Origin of the sequence: Planotetraspora mira (genome assembly GCF_016863275.1) — a bacterium.
In the GTDB taxonomy this organism is placed as follows: domain Bacteria; phylum Actinomycetota; class Actinomycetes; order Streptosporangiales; family Streptosporangiaceae; genus Planotetraspora; species Planotetraspora mira.
Genome location: NZ_BOOO01000039.1, coordinates 35,017 through 50,800, shown reverse-complemented (window position 1 = coordinate 50,800; position 15,784 = coordinate 35,017). Strand labels below are relative to the sequence as shown.

Annotated in this window: 14 protein-coding genes; 10 read left to right on the top strand and 4 right to left on the bottom strand. The window is 70.9% G+C overall.

Features of this window, described 5'->3' with window-relative positions; all coding sequences use genetic code 11:
• Nucleotides 1-11 precede the first annotated feature (11 nt).
• Nucleotides 12-959: an isopenicillin N synthase family dioxygenase gene (locus tag Pmi06nite_RS33020; protein WP_203957101.1), complete on the top strand. Its 948-nt coding sequence runs from the start codon at nt 12-14 to the stop codon at nt 957-959.
• A complete protein-coding gene (locus Pmi06nite_RS33015) occupies nt 956-2,323 on the top strand; it encodes a purine-cytosine permease family protein (RefSeq protein WP_203957100.1) in 1,368 nt (455 codons plus the stop codon). Before Pmi06nite_RS33020 ends, Pmi06nite_RS33015 begins: the two co-directional genes overlap by 4 nt.
• On the opposite strand, the gene Pmi06nite_RS33010 is transcribed toward Pmi06nite_RS33015, so the two are convergent.
• Nucleotides 2,304-3,227: a sugar kinase gene (locus tag Pmi06nite_RS33010; protein ID WP_203957099.1), complete on the bottom strand. Its 924-nt coding sequence runs from the start codon at nt 3,225-3,227 to the stop codon at nt 2,304-2,306. The genes Pmi06nite_RS33015 and Pmi06nite_RS33010 overlap by 20 nt on opposite strands.
• 122 nt (nt 3,228-3,349) lie before the next feature.
• On the opposite strand from Pmi06nite_RS33010, the gene Pmi06nite_RS33005 reads away from it, so the two are divergent.
• From Pmi06nite_RS33005 to Pmi06nite_RS32980, 6 genes are all read left to right on the top strand, one after another.
• The gene (locus Pmi06nite_RS33005; protein ID WP_203957098.1) at nt 3,350-5,863 is read left to right on the top strand and encodes a DNA translocase FtsK; all 2,514 of its coding nucleotides are present in this window, start codon (nt 3,350-3,352) and stop codon (nt 5,861-5,863) included.
• Nucleotides 5,864-5,996: 133 nt separating this feature from the next.
• Nucleotides 5,997-6,728: a helix-turn-helix domain-containing protein gene (locus Pmi06nite_RS33000; RefSeq protein WP_203957097.1), complete on the top strand. Its 732-nt coding sequence runs from the start codon at nt 5,997-5,999 to the stop codon at nt 6,726-6,728.
• 29 nt (nt 6,729-6,757) lie between these two features.
• The gene (rimO, locus tag Pmi06nite_RS32995; protein WP_203957096.1) at nt 6,758-8,173 is read left to right on the top strand and encodes a 30S ribosomal protein S12 methylthiotransferase RimO; all 1,416 of its coding nucleotides are present in this window, start codon (nt 6,758-6,760) and stop codon (nt 8,171-8,173) included.
• Nucleotides 8,170-8,829: a CDP-diacylglycerol--glycerol-3-phosphate 3-phosphatidyltransferase gene (gene pgsA / locus Pmi06nite_RS32990; protein WP_203957095.1), complete on the top strand. Its 660-nt coding sequence runs from the start codon at nt 8,170-8,172 to the stop codon at nt 8,827-8,829. Before rimO ends, pgsA begins: the two co-directional genes overlap by 4 nt.
• On the top strand, nt 8,826-9,320 hold the full coding sequence (locus Pmi06nite_RS32985; RefSeq protein ID WP_203957094.1) for a CinA family protein: 495 nt from the start codon (nt 8,826-8,828) through the stop codon (nt 9,318-9,320). Before pgsA ends, Pmi06nite_RS32985 begins: the two co-directional genes overlap by 4 nt.
• A 253-nt stretch (nt 9,321-9,573) precedes the next feature.
• Nucleotides 9,574-9,939 (top strand): helix-turn-helix domain-containing protein, encoded by a 366-nt coding sequence (locus Pmi06nite_RS32980; RefSeq protein WP_203957093.1) that lies wholly within the window; start codon nt 9,574-9,576, stop codon nt 9,937-9,939.
• Here the strand turns inward: Pmi06nite_RS32980 and Pmi06nite_RS32975 are convergent.
• Both Pmi06nite_RS32975 and Pmi06nite_RS32970 read right to left on the bottom strand, forming a co-directional pair.
• On the bottom strand, nt 9,936-10,721 hold the full coding sequence (locus Pmi06nite_RS32975) for a DNA-formamidopyrimidine glycosylase family protein (protein ID WP_203957092.1): 786 nt from the start codon (nt 10,719-10,721) through the stop codon (nt 9,936-9,938). The genes Pmi06nite_RS32980 and Pmi06nite_RS32975 overlap by 4 nt on opposite strands.
• A 67-nt stretch (nt 10,722-10,788) precedes the next feature.
• Nucleotides 10,789-11,253, bottom strand: a complete 465-nt coding sequence (locus Pmi06nite_RS32970) for an RrF2 family transcriptional regulator (RefSeq protein ID WP_203882727.1) — start codon at nt 11,251-11,253, stop codon at nt 10,789-10,791.
• 94 nt (nt 11,254-11,347) lie between these two features.
• Between Pmi06nite_RS32970 and Pmi06nite_RS32965 the strand changes: the two genes are divergently transcribed.
• Both Pmi06nite_RS32965 and Pmi06nite_RS32960 read left to right on the top strand, forming a co-directional pair.
• Entirely contained in the window at nt 11,348-12,829 is a 1,482-nt protein-coding gene (locus Pmi06nite_RS32965) for a cryptochrome/photolyase family protein (protein WP_203957091.1), read from the top strand.
• Nucleotides 12,830-13,008: 179 nt separating this feature from the next.
• Complete coding sequence (locus tag Pmi06nite_RS32960) at nt 13,009-14,187, top strand: ROK family transcriptional regulator (protein ID WP_203957090.1); 1,179 nt, start codon at nt 13,009-13,011, stop codon at nt 14,185-14,187.
• 59 nt (nt 14,188-14,246) lie between these two features.
• Here Pmi06nite_RS32960 and Pmi06nite_RS32955 read toward each other — a convergent pair whose 3' ends face one another.
• Nucleotides 14,247-15,740 carry a glycoside hydrolase family 3 protein gene (locus Pmi06nite_RS32955; RefSeq protein WP_203957089.1) on the bottom strand — a complete coding sequence of 498 codons (1,494 nt, stop codon included), beginning with the start codon at nt 15,738-15,740 and terminating at the stop codon, nt 14,247-14,249.
• Nucleotides 15,741-15,784 lie beyond the last annotated feature (44 nt).

Here is a 15,784-nt window from a genome sequence, read left to right as displayed (position 1 = left end):
TAGGAGGGCCCATGCGGACCGTCCCGACGATCGACCTGACGCCCTGGTTCGAGGGCGGCCCAGCGGACCGGCAGGACGTCGCGGAACGGGTCGACGCCGCCCTCCGCGAGGTGGGCTTCCTGCTCGTCACCGGCCATGGCGTGCCGCCCGGCCTGCGGGCCGACGTTCGGGCGGCGGCCAAGCGGTTCTTCGGGCTGCCGCAGGAGACCAAGATGCGCTACGCGGCCAAGGTCGGCGAGCGCGGATGGCTGCCGCCGGGGGTGGAGGCCAACGGATACGCCGAGGGCACGCCCACCCCGCCCGACCTGAAGGAGACGTTCGCCGTAGGGGCCGACCGGCCGCTCGGCGACCCGTCCGTGGACGACGTCTGGTTCCTGGCCAACGTCTATCCGGCCGAGGTGCCCGACCTCGAACCGCTGATCGTCGAATATCTGGCCCGGATGCGCGCCCTGGCGGACGAACTGCTGGTCATCTGCGCGAAGGCGCTCGATCTCGACGGGGAGTTCTTCACCTCACGCGCCGGCCACCCGTCCTACACCATGAACATCAACAGGTATCCGCCGCTGTCGCAGGTGGGAGAGCCGGAGCCGGGCCAGTTCCGGATCGGGCCGCACACCGACTTCGGCACGGTCACCGTCCTCGACCGCCAGCAGGGCGTCGGCGGGCTGCAGGTCTGGGCCGACGGCGAATGGGTGAACGCCCCCTACGCCGAGGACTCGTTCACGATCAACATCGGTGATCTCCTGGCCCGGTGGACGGGGGATCGATGGTGCTCCAACCGGCACCGCGTCCTGCCGCCGGACCCGAGCGCCCCCGACGAGGAACTCGTCTCGCTCATCTACTTCTACGAGTGCGACCCCGGAGCCCTCGTCGAGTCGCTGCCCGTCGGCACGGCCACCTACCCGCCGGTGCGGGCGTCCGACTACCTGCTGGAGAAACTGAGGGCGATCAGCTTATGAGCACCACAGGGCCTGCCGTACGGGAAGGCGAGTACGGCGACAGGGTCGCGGCCGTCGAGCCCGGCGGCCTGGAGTTCATCCCCCTGAAGGAGCGCCACGGCAGGCCCCTCGATCTGCTGTGGACATGGATGTCGCCCAACCTCGAGTTCGCGACCGTCTTCCTCGGTGTGCTGGCGGTCGCGGCCTTCGGGCTGAGCTTCTGGCAGGCCGCGCTGGCCGCCGTGGTCGGCACCGGCCTGGGCGCCCTCGCCCACGGCGTGCTCTCGGCCCGCGGCCCGTCGGCCGGAGTGCCGCAGATGGTGCTCGGCCGGGTGCCGTTCGGCTTCTGGGGGAACCTGCTGCCGTCGGCGTTCAACACGGTGGCGGCGGGCATCGGCTGGTTCGCCGTCAACAGCGTGAGCGGGGCGCTGGCCCTCAACACGCTGACCGGGCTGCCGGGCTGGGCGTGCCTCGTCATCGTGGTCGCGGTGATGGTGGCGCTCGGGTTCTTCGGCCACAACCTCGTGCAGGCCTTCGAACGGTACGCCTTCCCCGTGCTCGCCCTGATCTTCCTCATCGCCGCGGCCGTCATCCTCGGCAAGGCCGATCTCGGCTACGCGGGCACAGGGGGAGGGACGGGCGGCTTCCTGCTGGCCGTCGGCGCCACGTTCGGGTACGCGGCCGGCTGGAACCCCTACGCCGCCGACTACACCCGCTACCTTCCCCCCGGCTCCAGCAGGCGGGCGGTCGGACTGTCGGCCGGGCTGGGCGTGTTCGTCTCGTGCGTGGTCCTCGAGGTCGTGGGAGCGGCGTCGGCGACCATCGGCGGCGACGCCCTCGGACAGCCGACGACGGCGTTCACCGGTCACCTGCCCGGCCTGGTGGCGAACCTGACCCTGCTCGCGATCGCCCTGGGCGCGATCTCGGCCAACGCGCTCAACGTCTACTCGGGCGCGATGTCCCTGCTCGCCCTCGGCGTACGGCTCCCGCTCACGCTGCGGCGCGCGATCGTCGCGCTGGCCTGCGGCGTGGCGGGCTTCCTCGTGGCGTTGTCGGGCCTGGAGGACGCCGGGCACAAATACGAGGCGTTCTTGCTGATCATCGCCTACTGGATCGGCCCGTGGCTCGGCGTCGTGCTCGCCGATCGATACCTGCGCCGCGACCGTGACATCGAACGCCTGTTGTTCGACAGCCGGCACGTCAACTGGGCGGGGCCGATCGCGATGGTGGCGGGCGTCGTGTTGTCGGTCTGGCTGTTCTCCAACCAGGAGCGGTATGTCGGCCTGGTGCCCGCGCGGGTTCCCGAGGTGGGCGACATCGCGTTCGAGGTGGGGTTCGTCATCTCCGCCGTGGTCTACGCGGCGCTCAGGCCGCTTCGCCGATGAGGGCGTGGATCTCCTCCGTCGTTGCGACCCGGCCGGTGCCGCCCCGGCCGTGCAGGGAGATCGCCGCGGCGGCCGTGCCCGCCCGGACCGCCTGCACGAGGTCGGCGCCCCTGGCCAGCCAGCCGGCCAGGGTGCCCGCGAACGCGTCGCCCGCGCCCGTCTGGTCGACGACGGACTCGGCGGGGATGGCGGGGACGTGCAGGACCGAGCCGTCCTCCGTCCCGAGGAGCACCCCCTCGGCCCCCATCGTCACCGCGGCCGCCCGCGCGCCGAGGCCGAGGCAGGCGCGCAGCACCTCGTACGGATCGTCGGTGCCGAAGAGCGGACCGCTGTCGCCTGGGCACGAGGGCACCATCAGGGCCGCGTGCGGCGCCACCGCCTCCAGGACGACCCGCGCGGCCTCGGGGCCGGTGAGCCTCGACCTGAAGTTGGGGTCGTAGACGACCTTGCCGCGGGCGGTCGCCGCCGCATGCCGTACGGCCTGGTCGCACGATGGCGACAGAGCCGCGGTGACGCCGGAGAGCAGTACGACGCCTGCGGCGGAGACGGGGGAGCGGTCGACGTCGCCGGGAGCCATGCGGGAGGCCGCGCTGCCCGCGCGCATGTAGGCGAACGCCCGGCTGCCGGTCGGGTCCGCGCCCAGGGCGTACGCGCCGGTGGAGCCCTCACCCGTGACCATCCACCGGGTGTCCACGCCGTGCCCCGCGGCGAACCGGACCAGGCGCTCCCCGAACGCGTCGGCGCCCACGCGGGTCACGAGTGCGGCGCTCGCCCCCGTGGCGGCGGCCGCGACGGACGCGTTCAGCGCGTCACCGGAGAAGGAGAGGTAGAACAGGTCGGCCCGGTCGAGGGAGGCCGCCGTCGAGAACTCCACCAGGGGCTCGCCCAGCACCACGACATCCATGAGTGCTCCCATGTTCCATGTAGTGAAACACTGTTAGGCCCCTATGCAACAGCCAGTGTAGAGCTTTCCGCCTTCGGCGAGTCTTCCCGAAATCTCCTGGCCACCCCGGTACCTTCGGCATCATGGCCACCCGTACGTCCGGAAAGGGTTCCGGGAAGCGCCCGGCAGCGCGCTCCGGGTCTCGCACGACTTCCGCGAAGCGTTCACCGGCCCGGGGCAGGACGTCCTCCCGGCCCGCGCAGAAGCGCCCGGTGGCGACAGGCCAGGATCCCGTCAGCTGGGTCTTCCTGATGATCGGCAAGCTGGTCATCGGCCTGTGGCTGCTGCTCGCCCACGGCATGGGCGCGGCGGCGAGGGCGCTCGGGCAGGGCGCGCGCGACCTCGACCCGGCGCATCGCCGCGACGGCGTCGGCCTGTCGGTGCTCGCGGGCGCGATCGTGCTGGCGACGATGATCTGGCGCGACACCAAGACCGGGATCGCCCTGGTCGTCGACGTGGCGCTGCGCGGTGTCGTGGGGTCGTTCGCCTGGTGCGTGCCGGTCCTGCTCGCGCTGCTCGCGTGGCGGCTCCTGCGCCACCCGGACCAGAACGCGGAGACCGGCCGGATGGGGATCGGCTGGACGGCGCTGCTCGTCGGCGTTCTCGGCGTCGTGCACGTCGCGCACGGCACGCCGTATCCCTCTGGCGGCGCCACCGACGGCATGGACAAGGTGTCCGCGGCGGGCGGCATGCTCGGGTTCATCGTGTCGGCTCCGCCGTCGAGCATCCTGCCCTCGTTCATCACGATCCCGCTTCTGCTCATGTTGTCCGGGTTCGGCGTGCTGGTGATCACGGCCACTCCGATTCACCGGATCCCGGAACGCTTCGCCGAGATCAGGCACCTGCTCTTCCAGCGGCCGGACGAGGACGGCGAGCCGAAGCCCGCGACGTCGCCGAGGAAGCGGACCAAGAAGCCGGCCGAGGGCAAGCGTGAGGTCGGCGACAACGTCAAGCCGTACGACACCCCGGTCCTGTCGGAGAAGGACCACTCTCCGGAGATCGTGCCCGGCCTGGCCGACGACGCGGAGGCGCTGGAGGGAGTCGAGGCCGAGCCGGCGAAGTCGCCCTCGCAGCCGCCCCTCCCCACACCCGCCCCGCGCAAGGTCGAGCAACTCGTGCTCTCTCCGCAGGCCGGGCCGTACACGCTGCCCGACCCGAAGGTCCTGCGCCCGGGGAGCGCGCCCAAGCCGCAGACCAAGGCCAACACGATCGTGGTCAACGCGCTGACGAGCGTGCTGGAGCAGTTCGGCATCGACGCCCAGGTGATCGGGTTCACCCGCGGGCCGACGGTCACCCGCTACGAGATCGAGCTCGGCCCGGCGGTCAAGGTGGAGAAGGTCACCGCCCTCACCAAGAACATCGCCTACGCCGTCAAGTCGGCCGACGTCCGGATCCTGTCCCCGATCCCCGGCAAGTCGGCGATCGGGGTGGAGATCCCGAACACGGACAAGGACCTCGTCTCGCTGGGCGACGTGCTGCGTTCCCAGGTGGCGCAGGCCGACCACCATCCCATGATCGTCGGTCTGGGCAAGGACGTCGAAGGCCGCACGATCGTCGCCAACCTGGCGAAGATGCCGCACATCCTCATCGCGGGCGCCACCGGCGCGGGCAAGTCGACCTGCATCAACGGCCTGATCTCCTCGATCCTCATGCGGTCCACGCCCGATGAGGTGCGCATGGTACTGGTGGACCCCAAGCGGGTCGAGCTCAACACCTACGAGGGCATCCCCCACCTCATCACGCCGATCATCACCAACCCCAAGAAGGCCGCGGAGGCCCTCGAGTGGGTCGTGGGGGAGATGGACCGCAGGTACGACGACCTCGCGGCCAGCGGCTTCCGGCACGTCGACGACTTCAACAAGGCCGTCCGTGCGGGCAAGTTGGTGCCGCCGCCCGGCAGCGAGCGGGTCTATCAGCCCTACCCCTACCTCCTCGTGATCGTCGACGAGCTCGCCGACCTGATGATGGTCGCTCCGCGTGACGTCGAGGACTCGATCGTCCGCATCACCCAGCTCGCCCGCGCCGCGGGGATCCACCTGGTCATCGCGACCCAGCGCCCCTCGGTCGACGTGGTGACCGGCCTGATCAAGGCCAACGTGCCGTCGCGTCTCGCGTTCGCCACCTCCTCCCTCGCCGACTCGCGGGTCATCCTCGACCAGCCCGGCGCCGAGAAGCTGGTCGGGCAGGGCGACGCGCTCTTCCTGCCGATGGGTGCGAGCAAGCCGATCCGGCTGCAGAACGCCTTCGTCTCCGAGAAGGAGATCGCGGAGGTCGTCGCGCACTGCAAGGCCCAGATGCAGGTCGAGTACCGCGACGACGTGGCCGCGCCGGCCGCGGCGAAGCGTGAGGTCGACGAGGAGATCGGCGACGATCTCGAGCTGCTGGTGCAGGCCGCCGAGCTGATCGTCTCCACCCAGTTCGGCTCGACCTCGATGCTCCAGCGCAAGCTGCGGGTCGGGTTCGCCAAGGCGGGCCGCCTGATGGACCTGCTGGAAAGCCGCAACGTCGTGGGGCCCAGCGAGGGTTCCAAGGCGCGCGAGGTCATGGTCAAACCCGACGACCTGCCCGGCCTGCTGGCCGACCTCCGCGGCCAGTGAGAGGGCCGGCCGAAGGGGGCCGGTGAATGCGCTGAGTGGACTCGCCTGTACGCTGCGTAGCGATTACTGGCTGAATGTGATTAACTACGCAATGTAGGACGAGGTGGAAGCTCGGGCGAGGGGGCGTGACCAAATGAGCGTTGGCGCTGCTCTGTCGGAGGCGAGACAGAACGCCGAACTGACCGTTAGCCAGCTCAGCGATCGCACGAATATCCGAGAAACGATCATTCAAGGCATCGAACGGGACGACTTCTCCGCGTGCGGCGGCGACTTCTACGCACGCGGTCACATCAGGGCGATAGCCGGTTATCTGGGAGTGGAACCGGAGTCGATCATCCGGGAGTACGACGACGTGCACGCGGACACGCGGCCTCCCGTCCGCGCGGCGACCGTGTTCAACGTCAACAACCTGTTCCCGGGCAAACACGGGCGCCGGTTGCCGAACTGGACGATGGCCGCGGCGGTCGCCCTGGCGATCGTCGTCATCTTCGCGATCGTGCGACTCCTCGGGGGGTCGGACGCGAAGACGGGGCAGACGGCGGCGGAGGCGCCCGTGGGCTCGTCGGATGCCAAGGTGCAGCACGCGAAGGCGCCGCACGTCGCCCGCGACGTCGTCGTCGTCAAGGTGTCCGCCGTGAAGCCGGCCTGGATCAACGTCAGGGACGCCAAGAACCACCGGCTCTTCCAGGGCACCCTGGAGCAGGGCAAGACGGTCACGTGGACGGCCAAGGACAAGGTGAAGGTCGTCATCGGTGACGCGGGTGCGGTCCGGTTCGAAGTCAACGGCAAGGACATCGGAGCCATCGGCAAGGACGGGCAGACCGTGCGCCGGTCATTCGGGCTCGGCATCCCGGGTGCCCGTTAGGGGCCTACTCCCGATACCGTAGGTTCATCATGTCTTCTCGCCGAACCGTATCGCTGGTCACATTGGGTTGCGCACGCAACGAGGTCGACTCTGAGGAGCTCGCGGCCCGGCTTGAGGCTGCCGGCTGGCAGATGCACGACGACGATCCGGACGTCATCGTCGTCAACACGTGCGGCTTCATCGACTCGGCGAAGAAGGACTCCATCGACACCCTGCTCGCCGCGTCCGACTCGGGCGCGAAGGTGGTGGCGGCGGGCTGCATGGCCGAGCGGTACGGCGAGCAACTCGCCGGCGCTCTGCCAGAGGCCGCCGTGATCTCCTTCGACGACTACGCCGACATCGGGGCGCGTCTCGACGACGTCCTCGAGGGCAGGGCGCTGACGCCGCACTCGCCGCGCGACCGGCGGACGTTGCTGCCGATCAGTCCCGTGGACCGCTCCGCCGCGCACGCGCACATCCCCGGGCACGGCGCGATCCCGGACGCCCTTCCTGAGGGTCTGGCGCCCGCGAGCGGGCCGAGGATGCTCAGGAAGCGGCTGACCGGGGGACCGGTCGCCGCGCTGAAGCTCGCGTCGGGGTGCGACCGCCGGTGCACGTTCTGCGCGATCCCGGCGTTCCGCGGCTCCTACGTGTCCCGCAGGCCTGAGGACCTGCTGGCCGAGGCCGAGTGGCTGGCAGGCGAGGGAGTGCGGGAGCTCGTGCTCGTCAGCGAGAACTCGACGTCCTACGGCAAGGATCTGGGCGACCTGCGGGCGCTGGAGAAGCTGCTGCCCCAGCTCGCCGGGACCAAGGGGATCGAGCGCGTCAGGGTCAGCTACCTGCAGCCCGCCGAGCTGCGCCCCGGCCTCCTGGAGATCATCGCCTCGACCGAGGGCGTCGCGCCGTACTTCGACCTGTCCTTCCAGCACGCGAGCGGGCCGGTGTTGCGGCGCATGCGGCGGTTCGGCGACCCGCGGCGCTTCCTCGACCTGCTGGAGCGCGTCCGCGAACTGGCGCCGGAGGCGGGTGTGCGGTCCAACTTCATCGTCGGCTTCCCCGGGGAGACCCAGGAGCAGTTCGACGAGCTGACCGCGTTCCTCGAAGAGGCGCGGCTCGACGTGATCGGCGTCTTCGGCTACTCCGACGAGGAGGGCACCGAGGCGTTCTCCTTCGACGACAAGCTCGACCAGGACGTGGTCGACGAGCGGGTCGCCGCGCTGAGCGAGCTCGCCGAGGAGCTGACCGCTCAGCGGGCCGAGGAGCGCATCGGAACCGAGCTTGAGGTCCTCATAGAGGAGGACCTGGGAGACGGCGGCTACGAGGGCCGTGCGGCCCACCAGGGGCCCGAGGTGGATGGATCGGTCACCGTTCAGGGCATCGGCCTTGTCCCCGGTCAGATCGTCCAGGCGGTCGTCGTCGATTCGGAGGGGGTTGACCTGATCGCCCGCATCAAGGCAGGCGCATGACGGAGCGAATAGAGCCCCCCTCCGGCGTTCCGAGCCCGCCGGAAGCCGCGCCGGCGGCTCAGCCCCCCTCCGTGGCGGAAGCCTCCGCCGAGCCGCTGATCCGGCGCGTCAGCACGTGGAACATCGCCAACGTGCTGACCATCGCCCGGCTGGCGATCGTCCCCGTCTTCACGGTCTTCCTGTTCTTCGAGGGGTCCGGGTGGCGGATCGCCGCCCTGGCCGTCTTCATCGTCGCCTCCGTCACCGATCAGCTCGACGGCTGGCTCGCCAGGAAGTACGCCCTGATCACCGACTTCGGCAAGATCGCCGACCCGATCGCGGACAAGGCGCTGATCGGCTCTGCGCTCGTCAGCCTGTCGATCCTCGGTGAGATCCCCTGGTGGGTGACCATCGTCGTCATCGCCAGAGAGGCCGGCGTCACCCTCCTGCGCTTCCTGGTGATCCGGCACGGCGTCATCCCGGCGAGCTACGGCGGCAAGGTCAAGACCGTCCTGCAGATCGTCGCCATCGGCCTGTACATCCTCCCCGGCGTCCCGGACCTGCTCCGGTGGGCCGTCCTCGGGCTGGCCCTGGTCGTGACCATCGGGACCGGCGCCGACTACGTGTTCCGTGCGGTCCGGCTCAGGCGGGTGGCCAAGGCGGCGCGGTCCGAATGACGGCCGACGCCGCGCGGATCCTCGCGTCGCTGGTCCGGCGCAACGCCACGATCTCCGTGGCCGAGTCCCTGACGGGCGGGCTCATCGGCGCGACCCTGACCGGCACGGCGGGGGCGTCGGCCGCGTTCCGCGGGGGCGTGATCGCCTACGCGACCGAACTCAAGGCCGAGTTACTCGGTGTGCCCTCGGATCTGCTCGAACGAGAAGGCGCGGTCCACCCGGACGTCGCCGCGGCGATGGCGGCCGGAGTGCGCAACCTCACAAGATCCGACTACGGGCTCGCGGTGACCGGAGTGGCGGGACCCGACCCTCAGGACGGCCGGCCGGTGGGCACGGTCCACATCGCTCTGCGGGGTCCCGGGGACCGCGTCTGGCACCGGGATCTGCTCCTTGACGGGGACCGCGAGGCGATACGAACTGGGACATGTCGGGAGGCTTTGGGCCTGCTCGCAGGTGTGCTGGAGGCAAATAAGGGGGAACATTCTGGGTGATTACCGCGTTACGTCACCAGCGAACATGCTCACCACGGTCTGCCGCGGTGTTGCCCTCTACAGGTACGGTGGATGTGTGAGTGAGGTCCGTGAGCCATCGGCGAGGAGCAAGTCAGGCACGCGTCCGGCGAAGGGGCCGAGCGAATCGATGATGACGGCGAGGAGCATGTACGAAGGGCGTTCGAAGAACGGGCGACATGAGCCCACCGCGCGAGGCGTCGTCAAGGCGCCCCCGCTGGGGAGGGAGCGACAGATGGTCCTGCTGCGTCAGCTGCTCGGTGACGTGCTGCGGCGGCTGAGGGTGCGGCAGAATCGCACCCTTCGCGAGGTCTCCACTCTCGCGCGCGTCTCGCTCGGCTACCTGTCCGAGGTCGAGCGCGGCCAGAAGGAAGCCTCGTCGGAGCTGCTCGCCTCGATCTGCGGCGCCCTCGGTGTGCCGCTTTCTCAGGTGTTGCGTGAGGTGTCCGACCAGTTCGCGCTCGCCGAACTGCAGGCCGCCCCGGTGATGGCCGATGTGCCGGAGCACGAGCGGCTTCCCGTTGCGGAGACCGTGCCGGGTGCCATCTCGGACTCGGGTTTCGACGGTTTCCCGGAAGTGAAGGACATGGTCGCCGCCTAGCCGGGCTGGCACACGTGGCACCAGAAGATCAACCGTTCGTATGGCTGTTCCCCCATCTGTCCGCTGCTGACCGGGTTCCCGCAGAGACGGCAGGGGCGGCGGGCCCTGCCGTACACGAAGAGTGAGCGCCCGGGCCGGAGATCGCCCGTCGTGACCGGTAGCGGCGCGTCCTTGCTCGCGTCCATGAGCCGGTGCGCGAGCGTCACCAGCGAGTGCAGTTCATCGGGTGGAATCGACTCCACCGTCCGCCACGGCGACAGACGCGCGGCGAAGAGCGTCTCGGCCCGCCAGATCGTGCCGATCCCCGCCAGGTGGCGTTGATCCAGGAGTGCCTCCCCGATCGTGCGCCGCGGGTCCCCGAGCAGGTTCGACGCCGCCACTGCCGCGTCCCAGCCCGGGCCGAGCAGATCCGGCCCCAGATGGCCGATGACACGATCCTCCCGATCCGTGGGAACCAGGTCGACCATTCCCAGCCTGACGCCCAGGGCCGTCCATTCCGCGTTGGCCAGGATGAGCCGGACGACGTCGCCTCGCGGCGCGGGACGCCCCGTCGCGACCACCCGCCAACTGCCGTCCATCCGCAGATGGGTGTGGACGGTGACGCCGCCCTGGACCCGCGTGAGCAGGTGCTTGCCGTACGAGATGGTCGTGACGACGGCGCGGCCCCGCAGGTCGGCGGTGGCGTGACGGGGGACCCTGAAGTCCGACCGGGTCAGCACCCGGCCGTCGAGGGCCTCCCTGAGCCGCTTCGCGGTCCGGTGGACGGCGTCACCTTCGGGCATGCGGATCGTCTCTCCGGCGCGTCGCCGCGCCACGTACTCGGAAAGATCCCGGCGTCCAAGCCGGCGCTCAGACCGGAGTGTGCGAGTTCCACGCCGACGGGTCGGAGGAGAGCTCGGTCACGCGCGCGGGCAGCTCACCCTTGGCGATCTGCTCGAGTGTGACCTCCTCCAGGATGGCCCGCTCGCTGGCCCGCAACGCGATCCACACCTGCTGCAGCGCCTGGGCCGCGCCCAGGTAGCCCACGTGCTCGGGCCGCTCACCCCTGACGTTGGCAAGCGGACCGTCAACGGCGCGGATCACGTCCGCGAGCGAGATCTGGCTGGCCGGCCGGGCCAGCACGTAACCGCCCTCGGGGCCGCGCTGGCCGCGGACCAGCCCGGCACGGCGCATCTGGAGGAGGATGTTCTCCAAGTATTTGGGGGGCATTTCCTGCCCCTTGGCCAGCTCGCCCACCGTTGTGGGGCCCTCGCCCGCGGCGGCGAGCTCGGCGGCGGCACGGAGGGCGTAGTCGACACGGGCAGAAAGTCGCATGTAGTCGATTATCCCGCCTGGTTGGCATTGGTTAGACGGCAACCTCGCAACTGGCGGCCCCGGAGATCGTCATCGGGCCCGCCTAGCATGAAGTATGGGGAACGAACACAGGCGGTGGTTGTTCGCCGACCAGCTCGGGGACCACTTCCTGGACGAGGGCGACCAGCCGGTGCTGCTGGTGGAGGCCCGTTCGGTGCTGGAGAGAAGGCGCTTCCACCGGCAGAAGGCCCACCTGGTCCTGTCGGCCCTGCGCCACCGGGCGGCGGAGCTCGGAGACCAGGTGATCTTCATCAGGACCGGCACGTACGGCGAGGCCCTCGACGCGGTCGCGGAGCCGCTCACCGTGTGCCATCCGACCAGCCACGCGGCGGCGGCCTTCGTCTCCGGACGGGCGAAGGTGACCGTGTTGCCGGCCCGCGGCTTCACCACGACGCGGGAGGAATTCGCGGCCTGGGCCGAAGGACGCGGTGACCGCAGGATGCTCATGGAGGACTTCTACCGCGACGCCCGGCGCCGTCTGGGGGTGCTCATGGACGGTGATGAGCCCGCCGGCGGCCGATGGAACTTCGACGCGGACAACCGGGAACCGCCGCCGCGTGGCGGCCTCGGCGTGCCGGGGCCGTGGCGCCCTGTGGAGGACGAGATCGACGAGCAGGTGCGGCGGGATCTCGACCGCTGGGAACGCGACGGCGTGGTCGCCTTCGTCGGCAGGGACGGCCCGCGCGCCTTCCCCGCGACCCGGGCCGAGGCCGCCGACGCGCTGGCCTGCTTCGTCGCCCGCCGTCTGCCGTGCTTCGGCCCCTACCAGGACGCCATGTCGTCGGCCGATCCGGTGATGGCCCACAGCCTGCTGTCGCCCGCGCTCAACCTGGGCCTGCTCGATCCCCTGGACTGCGTGCGGGAGGCCGAGGCGGCCTACAGAGAGGGCCGGGTGCCGCTGCGGAGCGCGGAGGGCTACATCCGGCAGGTCATCGGGTGGCGGGACTATGTCTGGCACCTCTACTGGCATCTCGGGCCCGGCTACCGGCAGGAGAATCGTCTGTCCGCCCGCACTCCGCTGCCCGAGTGGTTCGCCGAACTCGATGCGGACGCGGTGGAGGCGCGCTGCCTGTCGTGGGCGCTCGGCCAGGTCCGCGACCACGGATTCGCCCACCACATCGTCCGGCTGATGGTGCTCGGCAACTACGCCCTTCAGCGCGCGTTCGAGCCGGGGCGGCTCACGGACTGGTTCCACCGGTGTTTCGTCGACGGCTACGACTGGGTGATGACGCCCAACGTCGTCGGCATGTCCCAGCACGCCGACGGCGGCGTGCTCGCGACCAAGCCCTACGCCTCCGGAGGGGCGTACATCAACCGGATGAGCGACTTCTGCCACGGCTGCCGGTACCGGCCCGATCGGCGGACAGGGGCCGACGCGTGTCCCTTCACCACCGGTTACTGGTCGTTCATCGCGCGCAACGAGGAACGCCTGGCCGCCAACCCGCGCATGGCGCGCAGCGTGCAGGGGATGCGACGGCTGGACGACATCGACGAGGTCCGCGCGATCGAGGCCGATCGCGGGAACGCGCCCCCGTGAGCCCGCCTCCGGGGTGGCACGCCCGCGGGCGGGTGCCGTACGGGCGGGGCGCGACGGGAACGGCGTCCCTGGAGCGGTGCACGGCCTTGTCGGCTCGCTAAGCTTGCAGGAAACTTTGTTGACGATTTGCGGGCGCGGACGGCGCCGGTTCCACGGGGGCGACGATAGAAAGCAGGAGCATGGAGCGACGTCCTGGCGTGCCCAGGCTGCTCCGGGAGATAAACGACCGGGCCGCACTGGAGTTGTTGCTCGCCTCGGGGCCGCTGACGCGCGGCCAGATCGGCGAGCTGACCGGGCTCTCGAAGGTCACCGCCTCCCAGACGCTGGCCCGTCTCGAGGAGCGCGGTCTGGTGGAGGTCGTCGGGGAGCAGGCGGGCAACCGCGGGCCGAACGCGGCGCTCTACGGCGTCATCCCGTCATGTGCCTACGTCGCGGGTCTCGAGGTCGGCCCCGACTCGGTCACCGCCGCGATCGCGGACATCAACGGCGACATCGTCGCCGAGGTCACCGCGTCGCCGAGCGGGCAGGACGATCCCGTGTCGGTCGTGCACAACGCGGTGGTCAAGGCGTGCCGTTCGGCCAAGGTGGCGCTGTCGCGCCTGCGCGGCGTCGTGATCGGCGCCCCGGGGGTCGTGGACCCGCGCACCGGTGACGTGCGCTTCTCCTTCGACCTGCCGCACTGGCACGAGGGAATCCACGAGGCGCTGGCCAGGGACCTGCGCCGGGAGCTCACGATCGAGAACGACGTGAACCTCGCCGCGATCGCCGAGCGGGCCAGGGGGGCCGCTCAGGAGGTCGACGACTTCGTGCTCGTGTGGGTGGGCCGGGGCATCGGTCTCGCGGTGGTGCTCGGCGGACGGCTGCACCGCGGCCGTTCCGGGAGCGCCGGTGAGATCGGATACCTCCCCGTGCCCGGCGTGCCGCTGGCCGAGGACGTCAAGGCCACACCCGGCCGATTGCCGTCCCTCGCGGGAGGCCTCCAGTCGCTGGTGAGCGCGGAAGCGGTGACCGAACTCGCCAGGGAGTTCGGCTTCTCGGGGACGAGCGCCGCCGACTGCGTGACCCAGGCCGTGGCGGCGGGCGACCGGGGCGACCGGCTGCTCGACGAGATCGCCTCCCGGCTCGCGCTCGGCGTCGCGTCGGTGTGCGTGGTGCTCGACCCCGGCCTCGTGGTGCTCGCCGGGGAAGTGGGGCAGGCGGGGGGAGCCGGCCTGACCTCCCGGGTGGAGGAGGCCGTCGCCCGGATCTGCCCGATCCGCCCCGAGGTCGTCACCAGCGAGGTCGGCGGCAAGCCGGTTCTGCGCGGCGCCGTCCTCGCCGCCCTCGACCAGGCGCGCGAGGGCATCTTCGCCTCCTGACCCCACGGAGAGGTGCACCACTCGCGGCGCCGCCCCCGCTGGCGGCCGCGAGTGGTGGTTCAGGCGGTCAGCAACTCGGCGGCCGCCTGAGCGTTGGGGCGGGCGGCGCCGTACGTCGCGATGTAGGCGGAGGCCTCGGGGCGCCAGATCGGCAGGCCCATCTCGACGACGATCGCGTCGGGGCGCGCGGAGACCAGGTCGGAGACGAACGACCGGGTACGCGGGTGGCGGTGGGCGTCCTTGACCACGATGACCAGCGACCGGCCGCCCGCCCGGCCGAGCAGTGCTCCGCCGTCGGCCTCCTCGGGCTTCACCCGGACGACCTCCGCCTCCGGCAGCCAGGGGGCGAACCCCCACGGCACGTCGCCGACCGCGATGGTCGGCGGGGTGTCCACCTCGATCACGAACGGGTCGACCAGGGGCGCCGCCGACCCGGTCAGCGAGACCGCGCGGCGCGCGGCGTCCAGGCCGATGACGTTGCCCTCGCCCGTGTTCTGTCGCGGCGCGGCGAACCAGTGCCGCAGCCGTTCGACCCGCTCGTTGGCCTCTTCCAGCCGGGCGGCGGTCAGGCGGCCTTCGGACACGGCGGACACGATCTCGGCGAGCATCGCCTGGATCTGCTCGGGCGTCGGCAACGGCCCCAGGCAGAGCAGGTCCGAGCCCGCCCGCAGGGACAGGACCGCGCCGCCGCCGAGCCCCACGCTCTTGGTGATCGCGTGCATGTCGAGCGCGTCGGTGATCACCACGCCGTCGTACGCCATCTCCTGCCGGAGCAGGCCGGTCAGCGCCGCCGTGCTCAGCGTGGCGGGGGTGGCGCCGGTGAGGCCGGGGACCGAGACGTGCGCCGTCATGATCGACTTGGTGCCGGCCTCGATCGCCGCGCGGAACGGCACGAGCTCGCGCTCCCACAGCAGTTCGGGGGACGCGTCGACGACCGGGATCTCCAGGTGGGAGTCCTGCCGGGTCGCTCCGTGGCCGGGGAAGTGCTTGACGCAGGCGGCCACCCCGAGTGACTGGAGTCCGCGGACCGCGGCCACGGTGTGCCGCGCCACGAGGCCGGGTGACGCGCCGAACGACCGGGTCCCGATCACCGGGTTGTCGTCGGCGGTGTTGACGTCGGCGACCGGTCCCATGTCCAGGTTCACCCCGCAGCGGACCAGTTCGGACGCGATGGAGTGGTAGACCCGCTCGGTCAGCTCGACGTCGTCGACGGCGCCGAGAGCCGCGTTGCCCGGATAGGGGCTCCCGGTGTGGTAGGCCAGCCGCGTGACGTCGCCGCCCTCCTCGTCGAGGGAGATGACCGGGCGTCCCGCGCCTGTGAGCTGCCCCGTCAGGGCGGCGAGCTGTGCGGAGTCCGCGACGTTGAAGCCGAAGAGGGTGACGCCTCCGAGCCCGTTCTCCAGTGCCTGGAGGACCCAGTCGGGGGCGGTGGTGCCGTGGAAGGCGACGAGCAGCGTGCCGGCCGCGAGACGATGCAGCCCCCGATCGCTGATGTTCGCGGAGAAGCCGGCGATCCCATCCGATGAGGGGAGATCGCGGGATGAGGCAGACATGCTGTCTCGGCTCCTTACCTGTAGGAGGTGCGGATTCGTGGGCA

Bases quoted from the DNA above. Each gene is read 5' to 3' on its own strand.
- Pmi06nite_RS33010 (WP_203957099.1), bottom strand. From the start codon at position 3,227: ATGGATGTCGTGGTGCTGGGCGAGCCCCTGGTGGAGTTCTCGACGGCG.
- pgsA (WP_203957095.1), top strand. From the start codon at position 8,170: ATGACGGAGCGAATAGAGCCCCCCTCCGGCGTTCCGAGCCCGCCGGAA.
- Pmi06nite_RS33000 (WP_203957097.1), top strand. From the start codon at position 5,997: ATGAGCGTTGGCGCTGCTCTGTCGGAGGCGAGACAGAACGCCGAACTG.
- Pmi06nite_RS32960 (WP_203957090.1), top strand. From the start codon at position 13,009: ATGGAGCGACGTCCTGGCGTGCCCAGGCTGCTCCGGGAGATAAACGAC.
- Pmi06nite_RS33020 (WP_203957101.1), top strand. From the start codon at position 12: ATGCGGACCGTCCCGACGATCGACCTGACGCCCTGGTTCGAGGGCGGC.
- Pmi06nite_RS33005 (WP_203957098.1), top strand. From the start codon at position 3,350: ATGGCCACCCGTACGTCCGGAAAGGGTTCCGGGAAGCGCCCGGCAGCG.
- Pmi06nite_RS32955 (WP_203957089.1), bottom strand. From the start codon at position 15,740: ATGTCTGCCTCATCCCGCGATCTCCCCTCATCGGATGGGATCGCCGGC.
- Pmi06nite_RS32985 (WP_203957094.1), top strand. From the start codon at position 8,826: ATGACGGCCGACGCCGCGCGGATCCTCGCGTCGCTGGTCCGGCGCAAC.
- Pmi06nite_RS33015 (WP_203957100.1), top strand. From the start codon at position 956: ATGAGCACCACAGGGCCTGCCGTACGGGAAGGCGAGTACGGCGACAGG.
- Pmi06nite_RS32965 (WP_203957091.1), top strand. From the start codon at position 11,348: ATGGGGAACGAACACAGGCGGTGGTTGTTCGCCGACCAGCTCGGGGAC.
- Pmi06nite_RS32970 (WP_203882727.1), bottom strand. From the start codon at position 11,253: ATGCGACTTTCTGCCCGTGTCGACTACGCCCTCCGTGCCGCCGCCGAG.
- Pmi06nite_RS32975 (WP_203957092.1), bottom strand. From the start codon at position 10,721: ATGCCCGAAGGTGACGCCGTCCACCGGACCGCGAAGCGGCTCAGGGAG.
- rimO (WP_203957096.1), top strand. From the start codon at position 6,758: ATGTCTTCTCGCCGAACCGTATCGCTGGTCACATTGGGTTGCGCACGC.
- Pmi06nite_RS32980 (WP_203957093.1), top strand. From the start codon at position 9,574: ATGGTCCTGCTGCGTCAGCTGCTCGGTGACGTGCTGCGGCGGCTGAGG.